Consider the following 23,741-nt stretch of genomic DNA (forward strand, 5'->3'; position numbering starts at 1 on the left):
TGGTAGTGGCCGCACTGGTCTACTTCAAGAAGGAGTCCGAACAGCCGGGGTCCATTCGCTACTCCTTCGGCGCCGACCCGGCGGAGATGGACCGCCAACTCTCCCTGAACACGGCCACTCGTTCATCGGAACCGGTCGACGGCGAGGCCGACCACCTGTTCCTCAAGGCCTCGCGAAAGATCAACTCGCTGTATGAGGAGAGGGGCAGCTGGCCGGAACGCGGGATGAGCGCCAGCTGACCCGGCTCATGCGGAGTCGCCGCCCAGCCGCGCGAACCGCCCCCGGTGGAAGACCAGCGGATCGCCCCGCTCGGCGGCGCCGAGGGCGTCCACCCGGCCCACGACGATGAGGTGGTCGCCGCCGGTGTGTACGGCATGGATCGTGCAGTCGATCCAGGCGGCGGCGCCGGTGAGGCGCGGGGAGCCGGAGACGGGTGCCGTGTCGTACGGCACCCCCGCGAACTTGTCCGCGCCGCTCACCGCGAAGGCCCGGCACAGTTCGCCCTGGTCGGCGCCGAGCACGTTGACGCAGAAGACGCCCGCGCGGGCGATGCGCGGCCAGGTCGTGGACGTACGGCCGACCATGAAGCAGACCAGGGGCGGGTCGAGGGAGAGGGACGAGAAGGACTGGCAGGCGAAGCCGGCGGGGGATGCCGAGGCCTCGGCGGCGGGAGCCGTGATCACGGTCACCCCGGTCGCGAAGCTCCCCAGCACGCGCCGGAACTCCGTCTGGTCCAGCGGCGCCCGCTCGTCCTCCCGGACGCACCGCAACTCCGGGCGCGGCAGCGCCTCCACGGGCCCCGGCGCCGGGGCCGACCCGAGATACCGGACGGCTGCGGCCGCCGCCCCTGCGTGTCCCATCACACCTCCATTGAAGCTGACGGGCCGTCAGATGGGAAGGGGGTGGTCGATGGCCGAAAGCATGCCCGTACGCTGCGCCCATGGGGTGGGACGAGACACGTGGAACGCTGCCGAATACCAGGCCGACCTGGGCACCCGATGATCTGAGCGCGGCGGCGGCCCTCGGCGGCGCCCAGCTGCCCGCGGCCGGACTGCTGTGGTGGATCTACGACACCACCACCCACGACAGCTATGGGGCCGGGCTGGGCGGAGCCCTCGGCGCGCTGTGCTTCCTCCTCTTCGCACCGCTCCTGCTTCCGATCCTCGGCGTGCTGTCGGCGTTCGCGCTGACCCTGCCCTCGGTGGTGCTCGCGCGGCTCGCGGGCCGGCATCTGCCCGGCCCGGGGTGGGTCTGGCATGTGGTGGCCCTGGTTGCCCCCGCCCTCTTCTGGGCCGAAGTGACCGGCGCCCTCTTCGGCTGGCCGCTCGGCACCGCGGTCCCCGCCCTGGCCGCCCTCGGACTCCTGCCCACCCTCTGGGTCGGCCTCGCCCGCCGACGCGGCTGGCGGCAGTGGGGGGTGTGGTGGCGGGCGGCGGTCGGCTCGGTCGTCCTCTTCGTGCTGGCGTTCGGCGGTGGGGTGCTCGCCACCGAGACCGGCCTGATCCAGGAGTACGAGCCCCCGAAGCTGACCCGCGCCCAACTGGCGGGGGTCTGGCACGGACCGGGCGGAGCCGAGCTGCGGCTGCACCCCGACGGCAGCGCGGAGGCCGTCAAGCTGCCCACCCGGCCCCCGTTCGCCGACGACCACTTCCGGGACTACGTCGTGTGCTGGGGATCCGGCACCTGGGAGCCCGACGACGACTCGGGCGGCACCGAGCGCGACGGCGTCCTGCTCAAGCTCGACGGCACCTGCGGCGAGGACACCTTCTGGTCCATCGGCGGCAGCGAGGACACCCCCGAACTGTTCGTCCTCTTCGGCGACCCGGACGGGGGCTCACTGCGCATCCTCAAGCCGACCCGCGGTTGAGGAGCCTCACCGTCCCCGGAACTCCGGACCCCTGCGCTCCACGAACGCCCGCAGTCCCTCCCGGGCGTCCTCGGTCGTCATGTTGATCTCCTGCGCGGCCGCCTCGGCGGCGAAGGCGGTGGCCCGGTCGGCGTCCAAGGAGGCGTTCACCAGCTGTTTGGTGAGGGCCAGCGCGCGGGTCGGGCCGGCGGCCAGCCGGATCGCCCACTCCCGGGCCGTCTTCTCCAGCTCGCCGTCCGGAACCACCAGGTTGACCAGGCCCAGCCGTTCCGCGTCCGCCGCCGACACCGCGTCCCCGAAGAACATCAGCTCCTTGGCCCGGTGCGGACCGATCAGCCGGGGCAGCAGATAGGCGCCACCGCCGTCCGGTACGAGTCCGCGTCGTACGAACACCTCGATGAAGCGGGCCGACTCGGCCGCCAGGATCAGGTCGCAGGCGAACGCCAGGTGCGCGCCGAGTCCGGCCGCCGTGCCGTTCACGGCGGCGATCACCGGCTTCTCGCAGTCCAGTACGGCGGCGATCAGCCGCTGGGCGCCGAGGCGGAGGGTGCGCGCCACGTCTCCCGGGAGGCGTTCCCCGACACTCCCACCCCGCAGATCCGCTCCCGCGCAGAATCCCCGCCCGGTCCCGGTGAGGACGACAGCCCGAACGTCCGGATCCGCCGACGCCTCCTCCAGCAGTCCGATCAGGCGGTCCCGCATCCCGGGTGTGAGCGCGTTGAGGGACTCGGGGCGGTCGAGGGTGAGGTGGGAGACCTGGTCCCGGATGTCGTGCCCGAGGTCGGTCATCGGCACACCACCAGCGCGTCCAGCGCCACCGCGCCCTGCCCGCGGGGCAGCACCATCAGCGGGTTGATGTCCAACTCGGCCAGTTGGCCGCCCAGTTCGAGGGCCATGCGCTGGACGCGCAGCACGACCTCCACGAGGGCGTCGAGGTCGGCCGGCGGGCGTCCGCGGACGCCGTCCAGCAGGGCCCGTCCGCGCAGTTCGGTGAGCATGTCACGGGCCTGTTCCTCGCCGAACGGGGGCACCCGGACGGCCGCGTCGTGCAGGACCTCCACCAGCACCCCGCCCAGCCCGACGGTCACGGTCGGCCCGAACAGCTCGTCGTGGGTCACCCCGACGACCATCTCGACGCCCTGCTCGACCATCTGGCACACCAGGACACCGTCCAGCGAGACCCCCTCGTAGCGGGCGATGTCGGTCAGCTCACGGTAGGCGTCCCGGACCTGACTGGCCGAGGTGAGACCGATCTTCACCAGGCCCAGCTCGGTCTTGTGGGCGATCTGCGCGCCGGACGCCTTCATCACCACCGGGTAGCCGACCTGGGCGGCGGCCCGTACGGCGGCCGCGGCGCTGGTCACCAGCTGTTCGCGCGGTACCCGGATGCCGTAGGCGCGCAGCAGTTGTTTGGCCGCGTGCTCGCTGAGCTGCTGGCCGGGGCGCATCAGGGCGTCGGCCTTGCGGAAGGAGGGGGAGGGGTGGCGCGGGGCCTCGTCGAAGGGGGAGTGGTAGTCGCTGACGAAGCGGTGGTGGTCGAGCCAGGCGCGGACCGCGGTCAGGCAGTTGCCGACCGTGCGGAAGGTGGCCACACGGGAGGAGCCGAGCAGGACCTCCCGGTACGCCGGCTCGGTGCCGACCGGCGAGCCCCACACCACGCACACCAGCTTGTCCGTCTCCTCCGCCGCCTCGACCAGGTCGCGTACGAGCTTGTCGCTGAGCGGCGGGAACGGGCCGGTGACCGGGCAGATCAGCACCCCGACCTCAGGGTCGGCCAGGATCGCGTCGATGATCTTCCGACCGCGCCAGTCGCCCACCGGATGCCCGCCGTTGTCCACCGGGTTGGCGACACTCAGGTACTCCGGGATCCACTGGTGCAGTTCGGCCTGCCTGTCCGGCGACAGCGTCGGCAGTCGCAGGCCGAGCCCGGCGGCCAGGTCGGCGACATGTGCTCCCGTGCCGCCGGAGATGGAGTAGACGACGACCCCGTCGGCCTGTGGAGTCCGCGCCCGGGCCAACAGGGCCGCCGTGTCCTGGAGTTCGTCGAGGCCGTCGACGCGGATGACGCCGTACTGCCGCATGGCCGCGTCCACCACGTCGTCGGCACCGGTGAGCTTGCCGGTGTGCGAGGCGGCCGTACGGGCCCCCGCCTCCGTGCGGCCCACCTTCACCGCGACCACCGGCACCTTGCGGCGGGCGGCGCGGTCGGCGGCCAGCAGGAAGGCGCGGCCGTCCTTGATGCCCTCGACGTAGCAGGCGATGGCGCCCACCTCGGGCTGCTCGGCGAACCAGGAGATGAAGTCGGCGCTCTCCAGATCGGCCTCGTTGCCGGTCGGCGCCCAGTGGGAGAGCCGGATGCCCAGCTCCTGGAGAGCGAAGAGCGGGCGGCCCTGGTGTCCGGACTGGGTGATGAGCGCGATCGCCGGTCCGTCCAGGTCGTCGCGGAAGCGCTCGAAGGCGTTCAGGTTGGTGTTCGGACCGAGCAGCCGCAGCCCCGACCGCCGTACGGCGTCCGCGAGCCGCTGCTGCGCCTCGGCCCCCGCCTCGCCGGTCTCCGCGAACCCGGAGGCGAACGCGACGGCGAACCGCACCTTCGTCTCGGCGAGTTCCTCGATCACCGGCAGCGGGTCGGCCACCAGGAGCACGGCCAGGTCGACCTGTTCGGGCAGGTCGGCGACGGAGGCGGTGCACGGGATGCCGAAGACCGACGGCCGGGTCGGATGCACCGGGTGCACCCGCGCCCCCACCCGCTCGGCCCAACCCAGCAGTTGCCGGGTGATCCCGGTGTTCGGCCGCCCCTCGGCGTCCGAGGCGCCGATCACGGCGAGCGACTCGGGCCGGAAGAACCGCGCCAGATCCGGTACGTCCGCGTACAGCGGCCGCCCGCTGACGTCGAGGTCGTCGACCTGATCATGGACGACGGGTCCGGGCCGCTGCTCGCCGCAGGCGATGACCCGGGCCCGGCGGGAGTCGGTGGTGAGGGTGCCGTGGGTTGATCCAAGCATCGTTCCGCCCGCCCTGTGAGACAGCCACACATAACTGACGCTCTGTCAGATTACTTGAACTGACGGAGCGTCAGGAATGGGTCGGAACGGCAAAGTTACTCTCCGGTGCGAAACTCCTTGGCCATGGCCCGCGCGATCTTCCCGGCGTCCAGGGCCAGTTCGCGGAACATCCAGCTGATCGGGTTGCCTGATTCACCTTCTGTGAGTTCCGTGAGGTCGTCCTCCGTGGCTCCCGCCAGGGTCAGGACACCCGAACGGATCTCACCCACCACATGCAGGAGCGGAATCGTCGGGTGGCGGTGCGCCGCCGTCCCCCGTCCGTCGGTGGTCAGATGTTCCGTCAGGGCCTGCCATGCGCCGCTGCGGAACCAGACTCCCTGCCGCTGGCGGATCGCCTCTGCGTGACCCCACGATTCGATCTCGGACCACTCCGCCCCATGGCGGAGGCGGTGCAGCATCCCGCTCAGGGCCTGCCGCAGGTCCAGGCTGGTCATCGAGAAGTGCCGGGGTCCCCTTCTCGGGGAGAACGACGATGCGAAACATGTCGAAGATCTCGGCCTTCTCGGCCGCATCCAGGCTCGCCAGCCGCTCCGGGGAGGAGCGGGCGAACGAGACGATGGCGTTCGCCCCGCCTGTGTCTGCTCATACTCGGACAGCCAGTGCTGCACCTCTTCGAGCTGCTTTCGCCAGCCCTCGACTTCCTCCCGCAGTTTCTCGACCGCGGCAAGAGCCCTCAGGCGGGCCTCGTCCGAGAGAAGCTTGGTCGCCTTGGACCAGACAGCGTTCTCGATCTCGGTCGAATCGAGGTTCGTGCAACCGCAGCCTGACTTGTCGGAACTGTTGCCCTCTGCTCGCCGAGCGAGGCGTCGTCGTCCTTCGGTTTCTTCGGCGGCGCGCTGACCTGGTCGAAGAACTCGTTGGCCAGTCCCTGGTATCCCTCATTGGCTTCGGTTGTCGCACGGGGCGTTGTGCGGCATGACGATGGAGCGTATGACTGAGCGGCTGGACAACGTCTGGCGCGAGCTGCGGCGCGACCGGAGGCGGGGGCATGCAGGAGGCGGTCTACGGTCTGCTCGGTGCGTTGGGCGGTGCTGTGGTCGCAGGAGCCGCGGCGTACTGGGGTCCTCTACAGGTGCAGAAGGCAGCGCGCCAAGAAGCTGAGCGGCAGCGTGAGCAGGCACAGGCGGAGGCCGCAGCGGCGAGGGCACATGAGCGTCAAAGCGCCCGGGTAGCGCGTGTGGCCCTCATACGCAGAGTGGTCGGCGATTGGTGCCACCTGTTGGAAGTGACGTTGGATGAGGTCCAACAAGGCCACGCCGTCGACCATGACTTCCGGACGTCTGCTCGTCAGGCCAGAGATGCCGTAACCGAGGCGGTCTACGAAGGCGTTCGTGACGGTGTCGTCATTGTCGCTACTCGGAGCAGCGACGGGTCCTATGTCCAGCAGCGGGTGCAGAGGAGGCTGCGCGTCGCAGCTCGGCGCCCGGAGGGCCCGCCGAGGAGGGCCCGCGTCAGCGATCGCGCCGTTGGATTGAACGAATCCGAGCAGAGGCTGATCTTGGATGCGCTCGACCTCGCCACCGCACGCGTGGGTGCTCTGGTCAGACTGCCTCTGGATGACTCTCGCTATTCAGGAGCACTTGAGTCGGCGCAGAAGGCCTTGGACGAAGCGGGGCAGGCTAGAGCCGACCTCTCTGGCCGGCTCATGCAAAGGCTGATGGACATAGCGGACCTGGACGTCATCGACACACGCTCCGACCCGGAGTCGGCCGACCCCTGACCACAGCGGCGTCTGACGAGCGCGCACACTCCTGCTCCCGAGCCGAAGCTCACGGACCGTTCGAATCCATGGTGCCTCTGCTGCCTCCCGAAGTGGTGAACATCTGCAATGCCCTCGGTGCGGACCGCGGTCTGGTCATGCATTCTTCCGGGACGGTCAGCGCCGGGCCACAGGGTGCGGCCCTGGCCCTTGCTGATCGTGGTGGTCTTGCAGGTGTTCTGCTTCTTCTTGCCGGAAACGAACGCGCAGTGGCCGGGCCGGTGGGCCTTGGGACGACGGACCTGGGCCTCGGTGCCGTCGATCCGCAGCGTCACGCCTTCCGCAGCCGCGTAGGCGAAGACGTCGGCCAGGGTCCGCAGCCGAAGCCCCGGCCGGCCGGGGACGGCGAAACCACGGTCGGCGAGCAGACGGCGGATCTCCCCGATGGCTCGCCCTGATCTTCAATTGCCCGCCACGCCGTTACGGCCCAATGAGGGCCCTACGTCAGACGGGGCTTCGGAGACCGTCGTCAGGCAGGGAGTCGGGTGACCTGCCGTCCGCCGTCCCTGGCGATGACTTTTGCGATCTTCACCGCGTCGATCGCCAGTTCTCGGAGCATGCCGCTAATGGGGTTGGCGTAGCCAGTGAAATAGAGACCCGGGGCGTTGTCCGGGGTGCGGGCGCCGTGCACGACCGGCTTGCCGCGGGCGTCGAGCACGTCGAGGTGGCCGACCAGATTCTCCAGCGCGCGGGCGTAACCGGTGGCAGCGATCACCGCGTCCGGCTCGATACGGGTGCCGTCAGCGAGGACCACCTTGCCGTCCTCGAAGCCCTCGACGGCGGCCACGACCTCGACCGTGCCCTTGCGGACCGCGTCGATCAGGCCGACGTCCTGCACCGGGATCGACCCCTCGTTGACCCGGCTGTAGAGGCCAGTGCCGGGGCGGGGCAGACCGTGCGCGGAGAGGTCCGGCACGCTGAGCTTGGCCATCGGCTTGGCGAGCCGGTCGACGACGGGCACTGGCAGGTGTCGTACCAGCACGCCGGTGTACTGGGCGGCCCAGCCTGCGGTCGACCGGCGCACGATGTGCGGGGCGGTGCGGACGGACAGCCGTACGCGGGAGGCCCCGCCCTCCACCAGGTCCACGGCGATCTCGGCGCCGGTGTTGCCGACGCCGACGACGAGGACGTCGCGGCCGGCGTAGGGGGCGGGGTTGCGGTACTCAGAGGCGTGCACGAGCTCGCCCGTGTAGGAGTCGCGGCCGGGCCACTCGGGCACGCGCGGGGTGTGGTTGAAGCCGGTGGCGACGACCACCGCGCTGCCGGTCAGTTCCCGCCCGCCGGAGGCGTGCAGCAGCCAGCCCTGCCCGTCCGCCGACCGCTCGACGCGGAACACCTCCACACCGGTGACGATCTCCAGTTCGTGGTGCTCGGTGTACTTCTCCAGGTACCGCACCACGTTGTCCCGGGACACCCAGCGGCCGAACCTCCGCGGCATCGCGAGCCCCGGCAGGGCGGACAGCCGGCGGGTGGTGTGCAGATGGAGCCGGTCGTAGTGGCGCCGCCAGGAGGCGCCCACCTCGTCGGCCTTCTCCAGTACCACGGCCCGTATGCCCCGCGCCCGCAGCGCGTACGCGGCGGCCAGTCCGCCGGGGCCGGCGCCGATGACGTACACGGGACGGTCGGCGGGGGTCGCGGAGAGATGCGCGGGGGTGGGGCGGGAGACGGCCATGAGCGCGAGCGTAATCACCCACTCCGTTGATGGGTCTCGGTCAAGACCGGAATTGGTTGCGGATTGATCACATCGGTGGGAGATGTGGGTGGGACAGGTGTCGTAGTCGTCTCGGATGGTCGGAAGTGGTGCGCGAGGTGGTGGGTGAGGTGGTGCGCGCACACCGCGACGCCCGGCCCCGGTGCGCAGGGGCCAGGCGTCGCGGCGGGGCGGTGTCCGAAGCATGACGGGAGACGGACACCGCGGTCTGCTGCCGGTCCAGCCGGTCTATGGGGCCTTCCGGTCTACCGGGCCTTCCGGTACCCGGTGACCTTGGCGATCCACTTGATGAAGTCGCCGGGGTCGGTGTTGGCGCCGTGGCCCTGGTCCCAGTAGTAGAGGTGATTGACCTCGTCGCCGAGGCCGGCGGCGGCCGCCGCGAGGTTGGCGGACACGGTCAGCGAGGTGTCCGAGTCCTTGGTGCCGAGGCGGATCCACCAGTGCTTCGAGCGGCCGGGGTTGGCCTTCCCGGCCAGGAAGGGCATCGGGTTCATCAGCCGCAGCTTCTCGGGGATGTCGCTGTCGAGGCGCGTGCCGGCGGAACCGGTGGTGTCGTGCTTCAGGCTGTACGACGTGAAGTGGCGGGCCTCGGTCGTCCCGGCGCCGAACTCGTTGTTCTCGCCCGCCGACAGGTCGAAGGCGTCGAAGGCCGGGGTGGTCTTCTTGCGGGCGCCCACGTGGGTGAGGAAGTCGGCCCAGGTGAAGGTGGCCCTGCCGTTCTTCCAGGTGATGAAGGTGTTCGCGGCGAGGTAGGTCGCGCGGTCGGAGTCGGACAGGTCCGTGAGGTACCTGGTGGCCGAGGGCTCCAGGTACTGCTGCACGAGGTAGTCGTCCAGGTTGCGGGCGGTGAGCGGACCGAAGCCGTTCAGGCCCTTGAGGTGGAGAGAGGCCTGGTACTCGGCGAACTGGGAGATCAGGTCCTTGGAGACGCTCTGGTCGACGACCTTGCCGGTGGACTGGGTGACGTTCGTGCCCCAGTTCCACTCGTAGGCGCCGTCGGCGTGGTCGAGGTCGGTGATCGGGCACCAGGCGCCGGTCGCGAAGATCGCGTCGCCGGCGTCGGCCGCGCCCAGTTCCTTGAGGTACTTGTCGTACAGCGGGCTGTCGCCGGACGCGCCGAGCAGCGCGGACACGGCGCCACCCGCGCTGGTGCCCGCCGAGACGATCCGGTCGACGTCGCCGGGGATGCGGCCCTTGTTGAACCGCACGTACCGCACGGCCGCCTTGAGGTCGACGATCACGGCCGGAGCGGTGCCGTAGTACTCGCCACCGGAGTTCTTGAGGGTACGGCCGCGGGCGCCGGGCTCGACGACGACGTAGCCGGCGGCCAGGGCCAGGAGCTGGTTGCTGTTCAGGGCGCCGCCGGTGGCGTTGGTGTTGCCGTTCGCGCCCGGGGCGGAGGCGCTCGGCGCGGCGCTGCCGGAGGGCGTGCCTCCCGGCGCTCCGCCACCGGCCATGCCCGCGCCGCCGATCCCGGTCGCGTCGGCCACCGAGGAGGGCATGTACCCGCCGACGGAGTTCGCGAACAGGATCGGGGCGTCGGAGGCGTCCACGGCGGTGCCGTCGATCTCGACGGGGACGCTGACGTTGAGGCTCTGGTAGGTCTTGTCGACCGGATGGGCGACGTAGGTGATCGCCTTCCAGAAGTGGTACGTGACCGCGTGGTCGGTGCCGTCGGTGTCCGTGACCGTCGTCGTCAGCTTGGTGTAGCCGTCCGGGTCGAAGACCAGCGAGTCCGCGGCCGCCCCCGAGGACGCCGAGTCGCTCGACGCCTGCGCGCTGAGGGCGATACCGCCCACTGCCGCGACACCGGCCGTGGCGCCGATGCCCATGACTACAGTCCTGCGCCTTACTGCCCTGTGCTCGGCCATGTTGCCCTCTCGTATCGCCGACTCTTGCCTTGCGTCGGTGAACGTAATTTGGCGTCGACAAAATCGTCAACAATCTGCGGGTGATTCACAGGGCGCCCATAGCCCCACGGCGAACGCACAGCCAATCGACGGCGGCCCCCTCGGCTTTCCCTGCCATCTGACGTACCGTCAGATCCATGGATGCGATCTGGCTCGACGGCGCGGAGTGGCTCGCGGTGCTGCGCATAGGTCTTGGCCTGTGGTGGCTGGAGAGCTGGCGGCACAAGGACAAGAAGACGTGGTTCGAGGGCAGCGGAATCGCCTGGGCGGCGGACGTGGCGGAGAAGCACCGCTGGAACGCGGTCCGTTCGGGGTTCGCGGTCGTGGTGAAGCCGAGGCCGCGGGTCATGGCCTACGTCGTGCTCTACGCGGAGCTGGCGCTGGGTCTGGGCCTGGTCGCCGGCTTCCTGACCCCGGTCGCCCTGGTGGGCGGTCTGCTGCTGAACCTCGTCTACCTCACCCTCATGATCCACGACTGGGCGGAGCAGGGGCAGAACTCGATGATGGCGCTCATCTCGGTGGTGGGGCTGTTCGGGATGGCGTGGCAGACGTGGTCGGTGGACAGCGCGCTGGGGTGGTTCTGATGGGGGCGGCGAGGTTCGACGTACCGGAGGTGGACGCCTTCACACGGACGTACTGGGACGCGGCGGCGGAGGGGCGATTGCTGATCCGCCGCTGCGGTGCCTGCGGCCGGGCCCACCACTACCCCCGCGAGTTCTGCCCGCACTGCTGGAGCGAGGAGGTGATCTGGGAGGAGGCGAGCGGCCGGGCGACCCTCTACACCTGGTCCACGGTCCACCGCAACGACCTCCCGCCCTTCGGCGACCGCACCCCGTACGTGGCCGCGGTGGTGGACCTGGCGGAGGGGCCGCGGATGATGACGGAGCTGGTGGAGTGCCGGGACATGGTGGCCGGGATGCCCCTGCGGGTGACGTTCCGGGAGGGAAAACCGGTGTTCGGGCCGGGCGGTTGAGCGGAACCATGGGGGGATGCATCCGGACGCCTGGCACCTGACCCACGACCTGGACGAGTTCCTCACCCACGCCGGCGACTTCCTGCGCTCCCGGCCGGCCCTGCACACGGTGCAGCTGACGGTGACGGACGCGCTGCGCAGGCGGGGGCTGCGGGCGTACAGCGAGGAGCCACCGCTCTTCGCGACCCTGCGGGACGAGAACGGCGGGGTCCGGGCGACGCTCCTGCACACCCCGCCCTTCCCGGTCAACGCCACCCCGCTCGGCACGGCGGAGGCCGACGCGCTGGCGGCCCGGCTGGTGGACCTCGGCCATCCGGTCTCCGGCGTCTCCGGTATCTCTGCCGAACGGGACACGGCGGCCGCGTTCGCGACGGCCTGGCAGCGGCGCACCGGCACGGCGGGCAAGATCCACCAGCGTCAACGGCTCTACCGGCTGGCGGAGTTGACCGCGCCGGAGCGGCTGCCCGAAGGAAGCCCCAGGGTGGCCGGGCCGGCGGACCGGGACCTGCTGATGCGCTGGTACGGCGAGTTCATGGCGGCGGTCGGCCTGCCCGCCGTACAGGACGCGGGCGAGTGGACCGACGCCCGCCTCGCCCACGGCGGCCTCACCCTCTGGGAGACCCCCGACGGCACCCCCGTCTCCATGGCCGGGGTGACACCGGAGGCGGCCGGACAGGTGCGGGTGCAGGCGGTGTACACCCCGGCGCACCTGCGCGGCCGTGGCTACGCGGGCGCGGTCACCGGCGAGGTGAGCCGGGTGGCCCGGGAGTCCGGGACGGAGGAGATCCTCCTCTTCACCGACCTCGCGAACCCGACCAGCAACGGGCTCTACCAGCGGATCGGCTACCGGGGCGTGGCGGACTTCGCGGTGTGGGAGTTCGGGGGGTGAGACCGCCTGTCGCCGTTCAGGGCCACAGCAACTGCCGCGACCACCCCGAAGCGTTCGACGCCGCGGTACGGCGGTAGGTCAGGCGTACGTGTCTGCGCGCCGCGTCCCCCTGGAAGAACTCCACCTCCTCCGGCTGGAGGCGGTACAGCGTCCAGGTCTCGGACGGCTCCGTCGGGTTCTGCAGGGCCCGCTCCCAGGCCGACTCCGACGCCTGCCGCAGCTCCTCCAGCGAGGACAGCTCCGCGCTCTGCCGCCCGGTGAGCGCCGCCGCCAGGGCCCCGGTCGAGCGGGCGTGCAGGTCCGCCTGGCTCTCCTGCGAGGGTGCCGACGTCACCGGGCCCCGCACCCGCACCTGCCGTCCCAGCACCGGCCAGTAGAAGGCCAGGGCCGCGTACGGGTGGGCGCTCAGGGCCCGGCCCTTGCGGCTCGTGGCGTGGGTCGCGAAGGACCAGCCGTCGGCGTCCGCGCCGTGCAGCATCACGATCCGTACGTCCGGACGGCCGTCCTCGTCCGTCGTCGCCAACGCCATGGTGTGCGGCTCCGGCTGGCCCGCCTCCACCGCCTCCGCGAACCAGCTCGTGAACAGGGGCAGCGGTGTCGCGGGCGCCTGGTCCGGGTCGAAGGGCCGTAGCTCCGTCAGCTCGGGCGACCACACCCGCAGGGAACGCAGAAGCTCGTGAAGATCCGTTTCCATGCCCCCGAGTATGGCGCCGGGCGAAAAGGGGCGGAACGGCGGAATCTCGCGTGCGGACGGGGGAGGTCGAGCGTCCCGGTACCGCAGCCGTCACTCCCGGCCCAGCACCACGGTCCCCGAGGAGCAGAACCAGCCCCCCGTGCCGGAGGCGACCCCGAGGTACGGCACCTTCCCGTCCGGCCGTCGCACCTGGCGCTCGCCCGCCTCCCCGCGCAGCTGCCGTACCGCCTCCACCAGCAGGAACAGGCCCCGCATGCCAGGGTGTTGGGCGGACAGGCCGCCGCCGTCCGTGTTCACGGGGAGGTCCCCGGAGACCAGCAGCCGGCCCTTCTCCACGAACGCCCCGCCCTCGCCCTTCGCGCAGAAGCCCAGGTCCTCCAGGGTCACCAGGGTCATGTAGGTGAAGGCGTCGTAGATCTCGGCGAAGTCGATCTCGGACGGCCGCACTCCGGCCCGTTCGAAGGCGAGCCTGCCGCTCACCGCCGCCGGGGAGACCGTGAAGTCCGGCCACTCGGACATCGTGGCGTGGGAGACGTGCTCGCCGGTGCCGAGGATCCAGACGGGGGCCGTACGGCAGTCCCGCACGTACTCCTCGGCCACCAGCAGGACCGCCGCCCCGCCGTCCGAGCGGATGCAGCAGTGCAGCTTGGTGAAGGGGTCGGCGATCATCGGGCCGGACAGGACGTCGTCGACCGTGATCGGGTCGCGGAACATCGCCTCGGGGTTCAGGGCGGCGTTGGCGCGGGCCTGGACCGCCACCTGGGCCAACTGCTCGATCGTCGTGCCGTGTTCGATCATGTGGCGGCGGGCCGCCATCGCGTACTTGGCGATCAGCGTGTGGCCGTACGGGACCTCGAACTGGAGCGGGCCGCGCGCACCGAAGGACAGGTTGCCCGTTCTGCGGCCCGCCCTGATGTCCGCCCGCGCCGTCGAGCCGTAGACCAGCAGGACGGCGTTCGCATGCCCCGCCGCTATCGCGTCCGCCGCGTGGGCCGCCATGACCTCCCAGGTCGAGCCGCCGACGGAGGTGGAGTCCACCCAGGTGGGGCGCAGGCCCAGGTACTCGGCCACCTCCACGGGGGCCAGCGTGCCGAGGCCCGCCGAGGCGAAGCCGTCCACCAGGGTGCGGTCCAGACCCGCGTCCGCGAGGGCGCGGCGGGCCGCCTGGGCGTGCAGGGTGTACGGGGTCGTGTCGTCCACGCGGCCGCAGTCGGAGAGGGCCACCCCGGCCACGGCGACTTTCCGGTTCCCGGGCTTCATGAATCTGACGGTACATCAGATATGGGTGCCCGCGGCAGGTGTCGCACCCCTGGGCATCCCTCCCCGCCCGCCCTAACATGACGCACCGTCAGATCAGGTCGGAGGGATCGGATCAGCCATGGACACGCGTCTCACCGCCGAGCAGGACGAGATCCGCCGCACCCTGCGTGAACTGCTCCGCAAACGCTGTGACGCCGAGGCGCTGCGGGCCGCCGTCGACAGCCCGGCCGGGTACGACCCCGCCCTGTGGTCCGCGCTCGCCGGCCGGCTCGGCCTGCCCGGGCTCGCCCTCCCCGAGGCCTACGGCGGCATCGGCTGCTCGGCCACCGAACTCGCCCTCGCCTGCGAGGAGGTGGGGCGCATGCTCGCCCCCTCCCCGCTGCTGGCCACCTCCGTCCTCGCGGCCCCGCTGGTCCTCGCGCTCGGCACCGAGACCCAGCGCGCCGACCTGCTGCCCCGCATCGCCGACGGCACCCTCACCGCCGCCCTCGCCGTCCCCGGCCCTGCCCTCACCACGGCCTTGTCCCTGACCGGCGGCAACGCCGGCCCGTGGGCCGGCGGGGGCCGGGCGGGGGGCGTGCAGGCCCGGCAGAGCGGGGACGGATGGCGGCTGTACGGGCAGGTCGACCAGGTGCTGGACGGACACAGCGCGGGGCTGCTCGTCGTCGCCGCGCACACCGGCGGGTTCGCGCGGTCCCGGACGCTGCTGTTCCTGGTCGCGGGGGACGCCGTGGGGGTCGTACGGGCCCGGCAGACCGCCCTCGACGCCACCCGGCCGCAGGGACGGATCCAACTCCGGGACGTACCCGCCGAGTTGCTGGGCCCGGCCGACCAGGACGTGCTTCCCGCCCTCGCCGGACTCGGTGACACCGTCGCCGCCGTGCTCGCCGCCGAGGCGGTGGGGGCCGCCGACCGGGCGCTGGAGCGGACCGTGGAGTACGTCGGGCAGCGGGAGCAGTTCGGGCGGGCCATCGGCTCCTTCCAGGCGGTCAAGCACCGGCTGGCGGACGTGTACGTGGGCGTGCAGGCCGCGCGCTCGGCCGCGTATTACGCCGCCTGGGCGACCGCGCACGAATCAGAAGGTGCGGCGCGAAGCGCCTCGTTGGAAGGGCGGTGGCGGGAGACGGGTGGGCGAGTGGGCGGGCTCGCGCTCGCGCAGGCGCTGGAGGCGCTGCGGTGTGCGGCCGGAGAAGCCGTCCAGCTGCACGGCGGGATCGGGTTCACCTGGGAGCACGAGGCCCACCTGTACTTCAAACGGGCGGCCGGGGACGAGCTGCTGTTCGGGCCCGTGCACCGGTTGCGGGACCGGGCCGCCGAGGAGGCCGGGCTGTTCGTGCGCGGGGAGGTGGCGGTCTGATGGCCGGCGTCGGCGTGCGGTTCGTGCAGAAGGTGTCCGCCACCCGGGCCTTCGCGAAGGTCGCCCCGCATGTGATCCCGGCCCTCGACCGGGCCGTCCACCGGCTCACCCGGGGAAAGGTGCTGCTCAGCGCCCAGCTGCTGCCGGGGGTGATCCTCACCTCCACCGGGGCGAGGAGCGGCCTGCCGCGCCGGACGCCGCTGGCCTGCATGCCGGAGGAGGACGGGCGCGGCTGGCTCCTCGTCGGCTCCAACTTCGGCCGGACCGACCATCCCGCCTGGACCCACAACCTGCTCGCCCACCCGGACGCCTCCATCAGCTGGAAGGGCCGGGACATCCCCGTCACGGCCCGGCTGCTGGAGGGGGAGGAGCGGGCGGCCGGCTGGAAGGCACTGCTGGCGTTCTGGCCGCCGTACGCGACGTATCAGGCGCGGGTGGAGCGGGAGATCAGGATCTTTCGGCTGACGGCCGTGGAGGGCTAGGCCTGTCCGATGGGGCAGGGGGTCACAGAATTCGGTCGTCGTGAGGCACGAAGCTCCTCTATGGTCCGAGGATGTTCGTTGTTACCGTGACGTACACAGCGCCGCTTGACGAGGTGGATCGGTGGAGGCCGGCCCACGGTGAGTGGCTGAATGACCTCATCGCGCGGCGGTTGCTCCTCATGGCGGGCCGTCAGCCACAGTCGGTCGGGGGTGTCTATATCGCCCCTGGGATGCGAGCCGCGGAGATTGATCTGCTGCTGGCCACCGACCCGTATGTGGTCAACGGCGTAGCGGAGCACCACGTGGTGGAGTTCACGCCGCTGCTGATGGCAGCCGGCCTGGAGGAGCTTCAGTCTCAGGGCTGAGCAGCCGGGGTGCCCCGTCGTGGAGGTAGAGCGGCCGTCCTGCCGTAACGGCCGTGATGGCGGCCGTGAAGCGGCGCCGGATGCGTTCGCCGAGCCGGGCGCCGGCCTCGTCCGGCGTGACGAACGCGGCCTCGGCCAGTTCCTCGTCCCTGGGGCGCAGCCGGTCGGCCTGGTCCTGGGGCAGGGTTCCCCCGTCGAAGACGAAGGCGATCTGATCGTCCTAAGGTCCGTGTCGTCTCAGCGTCGTAGCGCAGCACGGCCGCGTCGACGCCCATGGCATCCGCGAAGGCCTCCAGCATGTCCTCGCTGGGGTTGCGCTCGCCGCGCTCGATCTTGCGTACCGCGCCGAGAGAGGCGTCCGCAGCGTCGGCCAGATGTTGCTGCGTCATGCGGGCCAACCTGCGTTGGTAGGCGATGCGACGGCCCACCCCCGGGTACGTAAGTGTGGGCATCCTGGCTCCCGTTCGGTTCATCCGCTCCGAACGGTACGCGCGCCACCGCGCTGCGTGTACGGGAACAGCTCCCCTCCGGGGCGGGGCCGACTCGTTGATCAGCGACCGGTGATGCCGACCAGCTCGGTGAGGCTGTCGATGTGCCAGTCAGCAGCTCCGGCGACGTCCGGGTCGGTCGCCCACAGATAGCCCCAGGGACCCCGCCGTGGATGCGCTGCCTTGAGCCCGGCCGCCTTCGCGGGAAGCACATCATTCGCCGGGTGCTCGCCGACGTACAGGGTGCGCTCGGCAGGCGCCTGGGCCACCTCCAGAACGCGCTCGAAGAAGCGGGAGCCCGGCTTGGCGACACCCCACTCCCCCGATGTGGCGATGACGTCGGCAGGCAGCTCGAGCCGGCGGAGCATCTGGCCGCATCAGGTCAGGGGCATCCCGCGGCGGAGGCCCGGCTCGCGGACGATCGCACCCTCCGCGGCCAGCGCTGGTAGTGGACGGAGGCGCGGCTGCTCATGCCGACCGCCTGCCCGATCTGGGCGTAGGCGGGCGCCTCTCCGTGCTGCAGGGTGTGTCTAAGCGGCTCCGCCGAAGTCCGCTGCTGATCCGCACCTGCGGTACAAACCTGGCGGCCCCTGGTGAACGGGGTCTGGGGGCGAAGCCCCCAGGAATTTTTTGCTCCCGCACCTCAGCGGAGCTACTTAGGGCCTGCTCTCGAAGTCGGGTGTGAGCTTGTGCCAAGATCGCGGGATGCTGCGACTCACCGATTTCATTATCGACTGCCCGGACACGATGAAGCTGGCGGCTTTCTACTCCGAGGTGACGGGCCGTCCGATCAAGGAAGGCAGCTCTGAGGACTGGGCCGGCATCCAGTTCGGCGAGATCGAGCTGGCATTCATCCGGGTGGATGACTACCGCGCTCCGCAGTGGCCCGACAGCGAGCACCCCAAGCAGTTCCACCTCGACTTCGAAGTGGACGAGATCGAGTCCGAGCAGCGCCGCGTCCTCGACCTCGGCGCGACGCTAAGGCAGGACTTCATCGGCCCCAACGGCTACGGCTGGCAGGTCTACACCGACCCGATCGGCCACCCCTTCTGCCTGTGCCGCAACAAGGGCGTCATCTGGACCGACCAGGGCCCGACTTGGCCCAAGCGCGACTAATTAGAGCGTCGCCAACCGCTCCACCAGCAAAAACGCACCGATTCCCAGCATCGCCGCGCCCGACGTGCGGGTGACCGCGCGGGCCGCTGCCGGGCGGGCCGACAGGAGGACGCGGGCCAGGGCGCCGACGCTGAGGTACACGGCCGCGCAGCACGCCATGTGCAGCAGGCCCAGTGCGGCGGTCTGCGCGGGTACCGGCAGGTGGGCGCCGCGGAGGGTGAGGAACTGGGGGAGCACGGAGAGGTAGAGCAGCAGGCCCTTGGGGTTCAGGCCGCTGATCGTGGCGCCCCGCAGGAAGAGGCCCCGTTCGGTGCCGGCGGTCTCGTCCGCCGCGCCCGGGACGGCCGGGCGGCGCAGCACCCCCCAGCCCAGCCAGAGCAGATACCCGGCGCCCGCCACCGTGAGCGCCGTCAGCAGCCGGGGCGAGCCCGCCACCAGGACCGCGAGACCCGCCGTCGCCAGGACCGTGTGCAGGGCGTAGCCGGAGACCAGGCCCGCCACCGCGCGCGGCACCGAGCGGCCGCGCAGGGCGGTCGCGATGACGAACGCCCAGTCCGCGCCCGGCACACACACCAGCAGCAGGTCCACGGCGAGGAAGGAGAAGAGCAGTCCTGAGTCCATGCAGGGGACATTAGGCGTGAATGGCCCGAAAGTGTTCCTGAAGTTTGCCCATGATCGTGAGATCTGAGCAATTATCTTCTTCATGGACGACGTGGACCGGAAAATCCTTGCCGAGCTGCAGCAGGATGGGCGGCTGACCGTGACCGAGCTGGCCGCCCGGGTGCGCCTGAGCGTCTCGCCCTGCCACCGGCGGCTGCGCGAGCTGGAGCGCTCCGGTGCCATCCAGGGCTACCGGGCGGTGGTGGACGCGGCCGCGCTCGGGCTGAACTTCGAGGCGCTGGTCTTCGTCTCCATGCGGCAGGAGGACCGGGAGACGGTCGCCGAGTTCGAGCGGGCGGTCAGCGAGCTGGAGCACGTCCTGGACGCCCAGCGGCTGTTCGGCGAACCGGACTACCTGCTCCGGGTGGCCACCGCCGACCTCGCCGCCTTCCAGCGGCTGTACGACGAGCGGCTCGCGACCCTGCCGGGCGTGCAGCGGCTGACCTCGACGCTGGTGATGAAGCACGTGGTGCAGGACCGGCCGCTGCCCGCGGCGCGGGGGTAGCACGGCCGGCGCCGGCGCACCGGGCTCCTCGGCCTCCCGACGGCACTCCGGCCCATCCCCGCGCGACGGCCCGATGTCTCAAATGGTGTGTGTGGACAGGATGTTGACCCCTGTGGGGCGGAAGCGGCCTGTGGTACACCGAGAACGCGATCAGCGGATCCGGGAGACGGGGGCGGATATGAGCGGTACGTACATACCGGTTGAAGTGGGTGGTGTCGAGGTCCTGGTGGAGGCCACCGAGGTGCGGGTGCCGGGATCGGAGCCGACGGCCGCGCGGCCGGGGCAGCTCGCCGAGCGGGCCCGGGACGCCTTCGGGCAGGCGCAGTCGGCGATCGTGGAGATCGCGGCCGCCACGGCGACGGCCCTGCGCCAGGCGGGCCGGGCGGCCCGGCCCGACGCCATGGAGGTGGAGTTCGGGGTGAAGTTCTCCGCCAAGGGCGACATCATCGTGGCCGGCGCGAGCGGCGAGGTCACCCTCAAGGTGAAGCTGACGTACGACGGGAGGGGAGCAGCCCAACCGGCCGGCGACGAGGACGCGGACGACGAGGCGTCCTGATGACCGTGTCCTCCGTCCCCGGACAGCTGAGCGTCCCCGGATATCTGGGCAGCGTCCTGCACCCCGCCGACGACTCCCCGGTGGGCACCTGTTTCCAGCTCTCGCCCGGCGTCCTCGCCACCGCCTGCCACGTCCTGGAGAGCCTGGGCCTCGGCGCCCCGGGCGCGCGGGTGCGCTTCGCCCCGCTGGCGGGCGGCCCGGCGGGCACGGCCACGGTCGAACGGGTGGACCAGAAGCACGATCTGGCCGTTCTGCGCACCGACAGCCCCCTGCCCGCGTCCGTGACCCGCGCGATGCCGTCGGAGTCGGTGGAGCCCGGCACGGAGGTGGTCGTCGAGGGCTTCGGGGAGGTCCCCGCGTACGACGGGCACACCTACCGGTACCTGAGGGCGGGCGGCCGGTGGGAGCACACGACCGAGCGGGACGACGGCGTCCGGCTCGGCCGCCTCAGCACCAAGGACCTGCTGCGCGGCATGAGCGGCGCCCCCGTGCGCCGTACCTCCGACGATGCCGTCCTCGGCGTGGTCAGCGCCCGCTACAACAGCACCGACGGCTGGCTGCGCGACTCGGTGTGGACGGCCGGGACGGAGGATCTCGCCGCGCTCGCCCCGCGGGAGCTGTCCTGGTTCTCCCCGTACCTGCGCACGCACGAGCAGGTGCTGCGGGACCTCGACGACAAGGAGCAGTACCTCACCGCCGAGCAGCTGGAGTTCGTCAGCCCCGGCCCGGGCAGCGGCGCCGCTCCGGTCCGCCTGCTGGACCGGCTCGACGCGCAGTACGAGCCCGGCGGCTACGCGGAGCCGCGGCGCGGGGTGCTGCTGGAGGGCGTGGCCGGGGCCGGCAAGACCCGCACCTGCTTCGAGGTGGCGAAGCTGGCCGGACAGGAACGCGACGGCACCTGGCTGGTCCTGCACGTGACACCCGGGTCGGCCGTGACCGCCGAGCACCTCGTCCAGGCGGCCCTGGCGCACGCCGGGCTCGCGGACGCCGCCCGGGTCCTGCTCGTCCTCGACTACCTGGACAGCTACTCCCAGCTCGGGCTGCCGGAGCTGGGCCGGGAACTGCAGACCCTCGACCCGGAGGGACGGGTGGCCTGCCTGGCCTCGGCCCGGCCCGGTGCGCTCCAGACAGCGGAGGTGCAGGGCGTCTTCGGCCAGGTGCCCCTTGAGGAGGGGGAGGAGTACCGCGCCCGGGTGGCCGCCGCGATCTTCCAGAAGGTCGCCCCGGAGGCCTGGCGGCGGTGGGGCGAGGAACGGCTGGTGGCCGCGTGCAGCGACCGTCCGGTCCTCGCCCTGCTGATCGCGCGGGCCCTGGAGGAGCAGGCCCGGGCCGGGCAGGACGCCCCCGACCTCTCCGACCTGCGCCAGGGCAGTCTCTTCGACTGGCTGCGGCGGCGGCTCGAACGCGACTTCGGCGTCCCGACCGCCGCGGACCGCGAAGCGGGCCTGTCCCGTCCGCGCGTGGGCCTGCTGGCCTCCACGGTGGCCCTGCTGGCCTGCCCGCAGGACCGTTCCGCCGCCGTGCGGGCGGCCGTGGACCGGGCACTCGACCGGCGCGCGGACGGCGAGTTCGCGCTCCGCGGCGCTGACGTGCTCGCCCTGCTGCGCGACCAGGGCTGGCTGGTGGGCGGCGCCGACCGGCTCGAACTGGTCCACGACATCGTCGCGGACGGCCTGCTCGGCGCCACGCTGGTCCCCGGGCAGACCGTTCAGAGCGGCACCGCCGAGGAACTCCTGGACGCGCTGCTCGACCGCGGCCCGGCCTTCACCCAGGCCGTACGGCACCTCTCCCGCTGGACCACCGACCAGGACGCCGCCCGGCAGGCCAGGATCGAGGACGCCTGCGCCCGCTGGCTGGAGGTGCGCGCCGACCGGATCGGCGCCCTGCTCGCCGCCGACGCCCTCGGTGAGACCGCGTTCGACCTGATGGCCCGCACGCCTTGGCAGGCCGGGATGCTCCGGCACTGGGACGGGCTGGTCGGACCCTGGCTGGACCAGATCGAGCGCGAGCGGCCCCGTGCCCTGCCCGGCGTACTCGCCCAGGCCGTGGACAGCATCGTCGGACCGCTGCCCCCGCAGCTGCTCGGCAGCGCCCTGACCTGCCTGGAGTCCCGACGCCACGCCCCGGAGACGGGCCTGCTCCTGCAGGCCCTGCTGTACGCGGAGGGCCTGGCACCGGAACAGCTGGACACGGTCGCGGACCGCGCCCTCGCCTGGATACGGCGCCACCAGGGCGAACGGCGCGCCGTCCAGCTGCTGGCCGCCGCCCTGAGCCGCCCCGAGCCGACCCCGGCGACCGCCCGGCGGGTGGTGGAGGCGGCCCGGGAGTGGATACGCCGCAACCCGGGGCACTCGGCCGGCTCCGTGGTGCTCGGCCCGCTGCTCGACCGCGACGACCTCGGACCCCACGCCAAGGCCGTGCTCGACGCCGCGCTGACCTGGGTCGTCCGGCAGAACGGCAACCCCGGCGTCTCGTTCGTCCTGCCGCGCCTCCTGCGCCGCACGGACCTCGGGGGACACCGGGACCGGGCGGTCGGCCAGGCCCTGAAATGGCTGCGCGATCACCGTGAGCGCCCGCAGGCCTCCTTCGTCCTGCGCCCCCTGCTGCGCTTCGACCTCACCGAGGAGGAGGCCCAGCAGGCCGTCGCGCACGCGAAGAAGTGGCTGACCCGCAACGCCGACGAACCGCAGGAATTCGTGCTCGGCGCCCTGGTGCGCTGGGACGAGTCGGCCGCCGAGCGCGTCGGCAAGCTGCTCCGGCAGCAGCCGGTGACCGAGTCGCAGCAGCACCTGCTGGCCGACCTCCTCCGCGGCGACCTGCCGGAGCCGCTCCTCCAGGAGGTCGTCGCCGCGTCCCTGCGCTGGCTGCGGGTCCACGGCCAGGGGCCGGACTCCGCGCTGCTGCACTGGCTGCTCCGCCGACTCCCGCCCGCCGGCGAGGCATGGGCCGAGGCGTCCGAACGGGCCGTACGGTGGCTGAAGCGGTACGGCACCGCCGCCGAGGCCAGCTTCCTGCTGGACGACCTCCTCACCGCCGAGCCCGGCCGCGCGGACACCACCCGGCTCGCCCTGGACTGGCTGGCGCAGCACGGCACCGACCCCCACGCCAGCTACGTCCTGCGGCCCCTGCTGCTGCACCACGGCGGCCTCGCCGAGGACCAGGCCGGGCAGGCGGTGGACCACGCCCTGGCCTGGCTCGCGGAACACGCCGAGGGCGACGAGGCGGGCTTCGTCCTCGAACCGCTGCTCATCCTGCGGTCCCTCGGCCCCGACCAGGCCATCGCCACCCTGCGGGCCACCACCCGGTGGCTCCGGGACCACGCGACGAGCCCCGGCGCCGACCGGGTACTGGGCCCGCTGCTGACCCGCGCCGACGTGGTGGGCGACCTGCGGGACGTGGCCGAGGCCCTGGCGGTGGCCTGGCTCGAACACCACCCGGAGGCCGACGGCGGTATCGCCCTGCTGGCGACACTGCTGGCCCGGCCGGGCCCCGGCCCGGAGCAGGCGGCCCGGCTGGTCCCGTACGTGGCCAAGCGGACGCGGAAAGGCCGTACGGTCGCCTCCCACCTCATCGGTCTGCTGCGCTCGGTGCCGGCCGGAGCGCCGCAGCGGACGGCACTGATCGACCACACACTGACCTGGCTGGCCCCGTACGGCCCGCCCGGCACGGGCAACCCCAGCGGCGTGTACGCGCACCTGCTGGCCCAGCGCGATCTCACCGCGGAGCAGCTGGCCCGCGCGGCCGAGCTGTTCCTGGCCTGGCTGGACTTCCGGGCGACCCGCGCGGTGGTGGGACGCCCGCTGGCCGAACTGCTCCAGCACACCGGACCCGCCCCCTGGCGGGCGGCAGCCGTGCCCCGAGCGCTCGCCTGGCTGGCCGAGAACGCCTCCCGGCCCAGCGCGGCCGAGGTGCTCCTCGCCCTGCTGCGCGACCCGGCGCCGCCCCCGGAGGTACGCGGGTACGCACAGGAGTGGCTGGCGGCGAACGGACCCGGGCACTGGAGCTGGGCGGACGTCACCGAGGCGGTGGGCGGGACGTCCGGGCCCGAAAAGAAGGCAGGCGGCGGTCCACCTGGGTGAACCAC

The 23,741-nt window shown here is 72.0% G+C and carries 23 protein-coding genes and 2 pseudogenes; 13 read left to right on the plus strand and 12 right to left on the minus strand.

The genetic code is table 11. The annotated features are described in order from the left end of the window. The first annotated feature begins 5 nt into the window (after positions 1 to 5). The gene (locus tag BEK98_RS16285; RefSeq protein ID WP_094217232.1) at positions 6 to 239 is read left to right on the plus strand and encodes a hypothetical protein; all 234 of its coding nucleotides are present in this window, start codon (positions 6 to 8) and stop codon (positions 237 to 239) included. Positions 240 to 245: 6 nt separating this feature from the next. Here the strand turns inward: BEK98_RS16285 and BEK98_RS16290 are convergent, their stop codons facing one another. Next, positions 246 to 860 (minus strand): flavin reductase family protein, encoded by a 615-nt coding sequence (locus tag BEK98_RS16290; RefSeq protein WP_094217233.1) that lies wholly within the window; start codon positions 858 to 860, stop codon positions 246 to 248. Positions 861 to 940: 80 nt separating this feature from the next. Here BEK98_RS16290 and BEK98_RS16295 point away from each other — a divergent pair, with 80 nt between their 5' ends. Beyond that, entirely contained in the window at positions 941 to 1,867 is a 927-nt protein-coding gene (locus tag BEK98_RS16295; protein WP_244201874.1) for a YybS family protein, read from the plus strand. A gap of 6 nt (positions 1,868 to 1,873) precedes the next feature. Here the strand turns inward: BEK98_RS16295 and BEK98_RS16300 are convergent, their stop codons facing one another. From BEK98_RS16300 to BEK98_RS16310, 3 genes are all read right to left on the minus strand, one after another. Further along, positions 1,874 to 2,656: an enoyl-CoA hydratase/isomerase family protein gene (locus BEK98_RS16300; protein ID WP_208643119.1), complete on the minus strand. Its 783-nt coding sequence runs from the start codon at positions 2,654 to 2,656 to the stop codon at positions 1,874 to 1,876. Then, positions 2,653 to 4,872 (minus strand): acetate--CoA ligase family protein, encoded by a 2,220-nt coding sequence (locus BEK98_RS16305; RefSeq protein ID WP_094217235.1) that lies wholly within the window; start codon positions 4,870 to 4,872, stop codon positions 2,653 to 2,655. Before BEK98_RS16305 ends, BEK98_RS16300 begins: the two co-directional genes overlap by 4 nt. 95 nt (positions 4,873 to 4,967) lie before the next feature. Next, a complete protein-coding gene (locus tag BEK98_RS16310) occupies positions 4,968 to 5,366 on the minus strand; it encodes a transposase (RefSeq protein ID WP_167444180.1) in 399 nt (132 codons plus the stop codon). Between the two features lie 743 nt (positions 5,367 to 6,109). On the opposite strand from BEK98_RS16310, the gene BEK98_RS48560 reads away from it, so the two are divergent. Next, the gene (locus tag BEK98_RS48560; protein ID WP_143684119.1) at positions 6,110 to 6,652 is read left to right on the plus strand and encodes a hypothetical protein; all 543 of its coding nucleotides are present in this window, start codon (positions 6,110 to 6,112) and stop codon (positions 6,650 to 6,652) included. Between the two features lie 104 nt (positions 6,653 to 6,756). On the opposite strand, the pseudogene BEK98_RS16320 reads toward BEK98_RS48560, so the two are convergent. The 3 genes and pseudogenes from BEK98_RS16320 to BEK98_RS16330 all read right to left on the minus strand — a co-directional run. After that, positions 6,757 to 7,083 (minus strand): annotated as a pseudogene (locus BEK98_RS16320) (transposase family protein); the annotation flags it as partial. Between the two features lie 77 nt (positions 7,084 to 7,160). After that, positions 7,161 to 8,363 (minus strand): flavin-containing monooxygenase, encoded by a 1,203-nt coding sequence (locus tag BEK98_RS16325; protein WP_094217238.1) that lies wholly within the window; start codon positions 8,361 to 8,363, stop codon positions 7,161 to 7,163. A gap of 284 nt (positions 8,364 to 8,647) precedes the next feature. Next, positions 8,648 to 10,234: a subtype B tannase gene (locus BEK98_RS16330; protein WP_094217239.1), complete on the minus strand. Its 1,587-nt coding sequence runs from the start codon at positions 10,232 to 10,234 to the stop codon at positions 8,648 to 8,650. Positions 10,235 to 10,449: 215 nt separating this feature from the next. Between BEK98_RS16330 and BEK98_RS16335 the strand changes: the two genes are divergently transcribed. The 3 genes from BEK98_RS16335 to BEK98_RS16345 are packed head-to-tail and all read left to right on the plus strand — an operon-like array spanning position 10,450 to position 12,174. Beyond that, on the plus strand, positions 10,450 to 10,896 hold the full coding sequence (locus BEK98_RS16335) for a DoxX family protein (RefSeq protein WP_094217240.1): 447 nt from the start codon (positions 10,450 to 10,452) through the stop codon (positions 10,894 to 10,896). Continuing rightward, positions 10,896 to 11,285, plus strand: a complete 390-nt coding sequence (locus BEK98_RS16340) for a Zn-ribbon domain-containing OB-fold protein (protein ID WP_094217241.1) — start codon at positions 10,896 to 10,898, stop codon at positions 11,283 to 11,285. Before BEK98_RS16335 ends, BEK98_RS16340 begins: the two co-directional genes overlap by 1 nt. 16 nt (positions 11,286 to 11,301) lie before the next feature. Continuing rightward, positions 11,302 to 12,174: a GNAT family N-acetyltransferase gene (locus BEK98_RS16345; protein ID WP_094217242.1), complete on the plus strand. Its 873-nt coding sequence runs from the start codon at positions 11,302 to 11,304 to the stop codon at positions 12,172 to 12,174. A 16-nt stretch (positions 12,175 to 12,190) separates the two neighbouring features. Here BEK98_RS16345 and BEK98_RS16350 read toward each other — a convergent pair whose 3' ends face one another. Next, on the minus strand, positions 12,191 to 12,868 hold the full coding sequence (locus BEK98_RS16350) for a pyridoxine/pyridoxamine 5'-phosphate oxidase (RefSeq protein ID WP_094217243.1): 678 nt from the start codon (positions 12,866 to 12,868) through the stop codon (positions 12,191 to 12,193). Positions 12,869 to 12,958: 90 nt separating this feature from the next. Next, positions 12,959 to 14,128, minus strand: a complete 1,170-nt coding sequence (locus BEK98_RS16355) for a thiolase C-terminal domain-containing protein (RefSeq protein WP_094217244.1) — start codon at positions 14,126 to 14,128, stop codon at positions 12,959 to 12,961. Positions 14,129 to 14,246: 118 nt separating this feature from the next. On the opposite strand from BEK98_RS16355, the gene BEK98_RS16360 reads away from it, so the two are divergent. From BEK98_RS16360 to BEK98_RS16370, 3 genes are all read left to right on the plus strand, one after another. Next, entirely contained in the window at positions 14,247 to 15,485 is a 1,239-nt protein-coding gene (locus tag BEK98_RS16360) for an acyl-CoA dehydrogenase family protein (protein ID WP_094217245.1), read from the plus strand. Continuing rightward, positions 15,485 to 15,967: a nitroreductase family deazaflavin-dependent oxidoreductase gene (locus BEK98_RS16365; protein WP_094217246.1), complete on the plus strand. Its 483-nt coding sequence runs from the start codon at positions 15,485 to 15,487 to the stop codon at positions 15,965 to 15,967. Before BEK98_RS16360 ends, BEK98_RS16365 begins: the two co-directional genes overlap by 1 nt. Before the next feature lie 71 nt (positions 15,968 to 16,038). Then, positions 16,039 to 16,332, plus strand: a complete 294-nt coding sequence (locus BEK98_RS16370) for a YciI family protein (RefSeq protein WP_094217247.1) — start codon at positions 16,039 to 16,041, stop codon at positions 16,330 to 16,332. Here BEK98_RS16370 and BEK98_RS49990 read toward each other — a convergent pair. Next, positions 16,323 to 16,805 carry a helix-turn-helix domain-containing protein gene (locus BEK98_RS49990; protein ID WP_341868973.1) on the minus strand — a complete coding sequence of 161 codons (483 nt, stop codon included), beginning with the start codon at positions 16,803 to 16,805 and terminating at the stop codon, positions 16,323 to 16,325. The genes BEK98_RS16370 and BEK98_RS49990 overlap by 10 nt on opposite strands. A gap of 77 nt (positions 16,806 to 16,882) precedes the next feature. Continuing rightward, positions 16,883 to 17,194 (minus strand): annotated as a pseudogene (locus tag BEK98_RS16380) (HAD family hydrolase); the annotation flags it as partial. Between the two features lie 331 nt (positions 17,195 to 17,525). On the opposite strand from BEK98_RS16380, the gene BEK98_RS16385 reads away from it, so the two are divergent. After that, on the plus strand, positions 17,526 to 17,936 hold the full coding sequence (locus tag BEK98_RS16385; protein WP_094217250.1) for a VOC family protein: 411 nt from the start codon (positions 17,526 to 17,528) through the stop codon (positions 17,934 to 17,936). On the opposite strand, the gene BEK98_RS16390 is transcribed toward BEK98_RS16385, so the two are convergent. Then, positions 17,937 to 18,557, minus strand: a complete 621-nt coding sequence (locus tag BEK98_RS16390) for a LysE family translocator (RefSeq protein ID WP_094217251.1) — start codon at positions 18,555 to 18,557, stop codon at positions 17,937 to 17,939. It abuts the gene before it with no gap. Between the two features lie 82 nt (positions 18,558 to 18,639). Between BEK98_RS16390 and BEK98_RS16395 the strand changes: the two genes are divergently transcribed. The 3 genes from BEK98_RS16395 to BEK98_RS50865 all read left to right on the plus strand — a co-directional run bounded on the left by BEK98_RS16395 (position 18,640) and on the right by BEK98_RS50865 (position 23,736). Further along, the gene (locus tag BEK98_RS16395; RefSeq protein WP_094217252.1) at positions 18,640 to 19,101 is read left to right on the plus strand and encodes an Lrp/AsnC family transcriptional regulator; all 462 of its coding nucleotides are present in this window, start codon (positions 18,640 to 18,642) and stop codon (positions 19,099 to 19,101) included. A gap of 178 nt (positions 19,102 to 19,279) precedes the next feature. After that, positions 19,280 to 19,657 carry a CU044_2847 family protein gene (locus tag BEK98_RS16400; protein ID WP_143684120.1) on the plus strand — a complete coding sequence of 126 codons (378 nt, stop codon included), beginning with the start codon at positions 19,280 to 19,282 and terminating at the stop codon, positions 19,655 to 19,657. Then, a complete protein-coding gene (locus BEK98_RS50865) occupies positions 19,657 to 23,736 on the plus strand; it encodes a S1 family peptidase (protein ID WP_094217254.1) in 4,080 nt (1,359 codons plus the stop codon). The genes BEK98_RS16400 and BEK98_RS50865 overlap by 1 nt, the downstream gene beginning before the upstream one ends. Positions 23,737 to 23,741: the final 5 nt, after the last annotated feature.

It is taken from the genome of Streptomyces diastatochromogenes (genome assembly GCF_002242805.1).
GTDB lineage: Bacteria > Actinomycetota > Actinomycetes > Streptomycetales > Streptomycetaceae > Streptomyces > Streptomyces diastatochromogenes.

What these genes read in the sequence shown, in the direction of transcription:
- BEK98_RS16290 (WP_094217233.1), bottom strand. Translation starts at nt 860, where the DNA reads ATGGGACACGCAGGGGCGGCGGCCGCAGCCGTCCGGTATCTCGGGTCG.
- BEK98_RS16295 (WP_244201874.1), top strand. Translation starts at nt 941, where the DNA reads ATGGGGTGGGACGAGACACGTGGAACGCTGCCGAATACCAGGCCGACC.
- BEK98_RS16300 (WP_208643119.1), bottom strand. Translation starts at nt 2,656, where the DNA reads ATGACCGACCTCGGGCACGACATCCGGGACCAGGTCTCCCACCTCACC.
- BEK98_RS16305 (WP_094217235.1), bottom strand. Translation starts at nt 4,872, where the DNA reads ATGCTTGGATCAACCCACGGCACCCTCACCACCGACTCCCGCCGGGCC.
- BEK98_RS16310 (WP_167444180.1), bottom strand. Translation starts at nt 5,366, where the DNA reads ATGACCAGCCTGGACCTGCGGCAGGCCCTGAGCGGGATGCTGCACCGC.
- BEK98_RS16325 (WP_094217238.1), bottom strand. Translation starts at nt 8,363, where the DNA reads ATGGCCGTCTCCCGCCCCACCCCCGCGCATCTCTCCGCGACCCCCGCC.
- BEK98_RS16330 (WP_094217239.1), bottom strand. Translation starts at nt 10,234, where the DNA reads ATGGGCATCGGCGCCACGGCCGGTGTCGCGGCAGTGGGCGGTATCGCC.
- BEK98_RS16335 (WP_094217240.1), top strand. Translation starts at nt 10,450, where the DNA reads ATGGATGCGATCTGGCTCGACGGCGCGGAGTGGCTCGCGGTGCTGCGC.
- BEK98_RS16340 (WP_094217241.1), top strand. Translation starts at nt 10,896, where the DNA reads ATGGGGGCGGCGAGGTTCGACGTACCGGAGGTGGACGCCTTCACACGG.
- BEK98_RS16345 (WP_094217242.1), top strand. Translation starts at nt 11,302, where the DNA reads ATGCATCCGGACGCCTGGCACCTGACCCACGACCTGGACGAGTTCCTC.
- BEK98_RS16350 (WP_094217243.1), bottom strand. Translation starts at nt 12,868, where the DNA reads ATGGAAACGGATCTTCACGAGCTTCTGCGTTCCCTGCGGGTGTGGTCG.
- BEK98_RS16355 (WP_094217244.1), bottom strand. Translation starts at nt 14,128, where the DNA reads ATGAAGCCCGGGAACCGGAAAGTCGCCGTGGCCGGGGTGGCCCTCTCC.
- BEK98_RS16360 (WP_094217245.1), top strand. Translation starts at nt 14,247, where the DNA reads ATGGACACGCGTCTCACCGCCGAGCAGGACGAGATCCGCCGCACCCTG.
- BEK98_RS16365 (WP_094217246.1), top strand. Translation starts at nt 15,485, where the DNA reads ATGGCCGGCGTCGGCGTGCGGTTCGTGCAGAAGGTGTCCGCCACCCGG.
- BEK98_RS16370 (WP_094217247.1), top strand. Translation starts at nt 16,039, where the DNA reads ATGTTCGTTGTTACCGTGACGTACACAGCGCCGCTTGACGAGGTGGAT.
- BEK98_RS49990 (WP_341868973.1), bottom strand. Translation starts at nt 16,805, where the DNA reads ATGAACCGAACGGGAGCCAGGATGCCCACACTTACGTACCCGGGGGTG.
- BEK98_RS16385 (WP_094217250.1), top strand. Translation starts at nt 17,526, where the DNA reads ATGCTGCGACTCACCGATTTCATTATCGACTGCCCGGACACGATGAAG.
- BEK98_RS16390 (WP_094217251.1), bottom strand. Translation starts at nt 18,557, where the DNA reads ATGGACTCAGGACTGCTCTTCTCCTTCCTCGCCGTGGACCTGCTGCTG.
- BEK98_RS16395 (WP_094217252.1), top strand. Translation starts at nt 18,640, where the DNA reads ATGGACGACGTGGACCGGAAAATCCTTGCCGAGCTGCAGCAGGATGGG.
- BEK98_RS16400 (WP_143684120.1), top strand. Translation starts at nt 19,280, where the DNA reads ATGAGCGGTACGTACATACCGGTTGAAGTGGGTGGTGTCGAGGTCCTG.
- BEK98_RS50865 (WP_094217254.1), top strand. Translation starts at nt 19,657, where the DNA reads ATGACCGTGTCCTCCGTCCCCGGACAGCTGAGCGTCCCCGGATATCTG.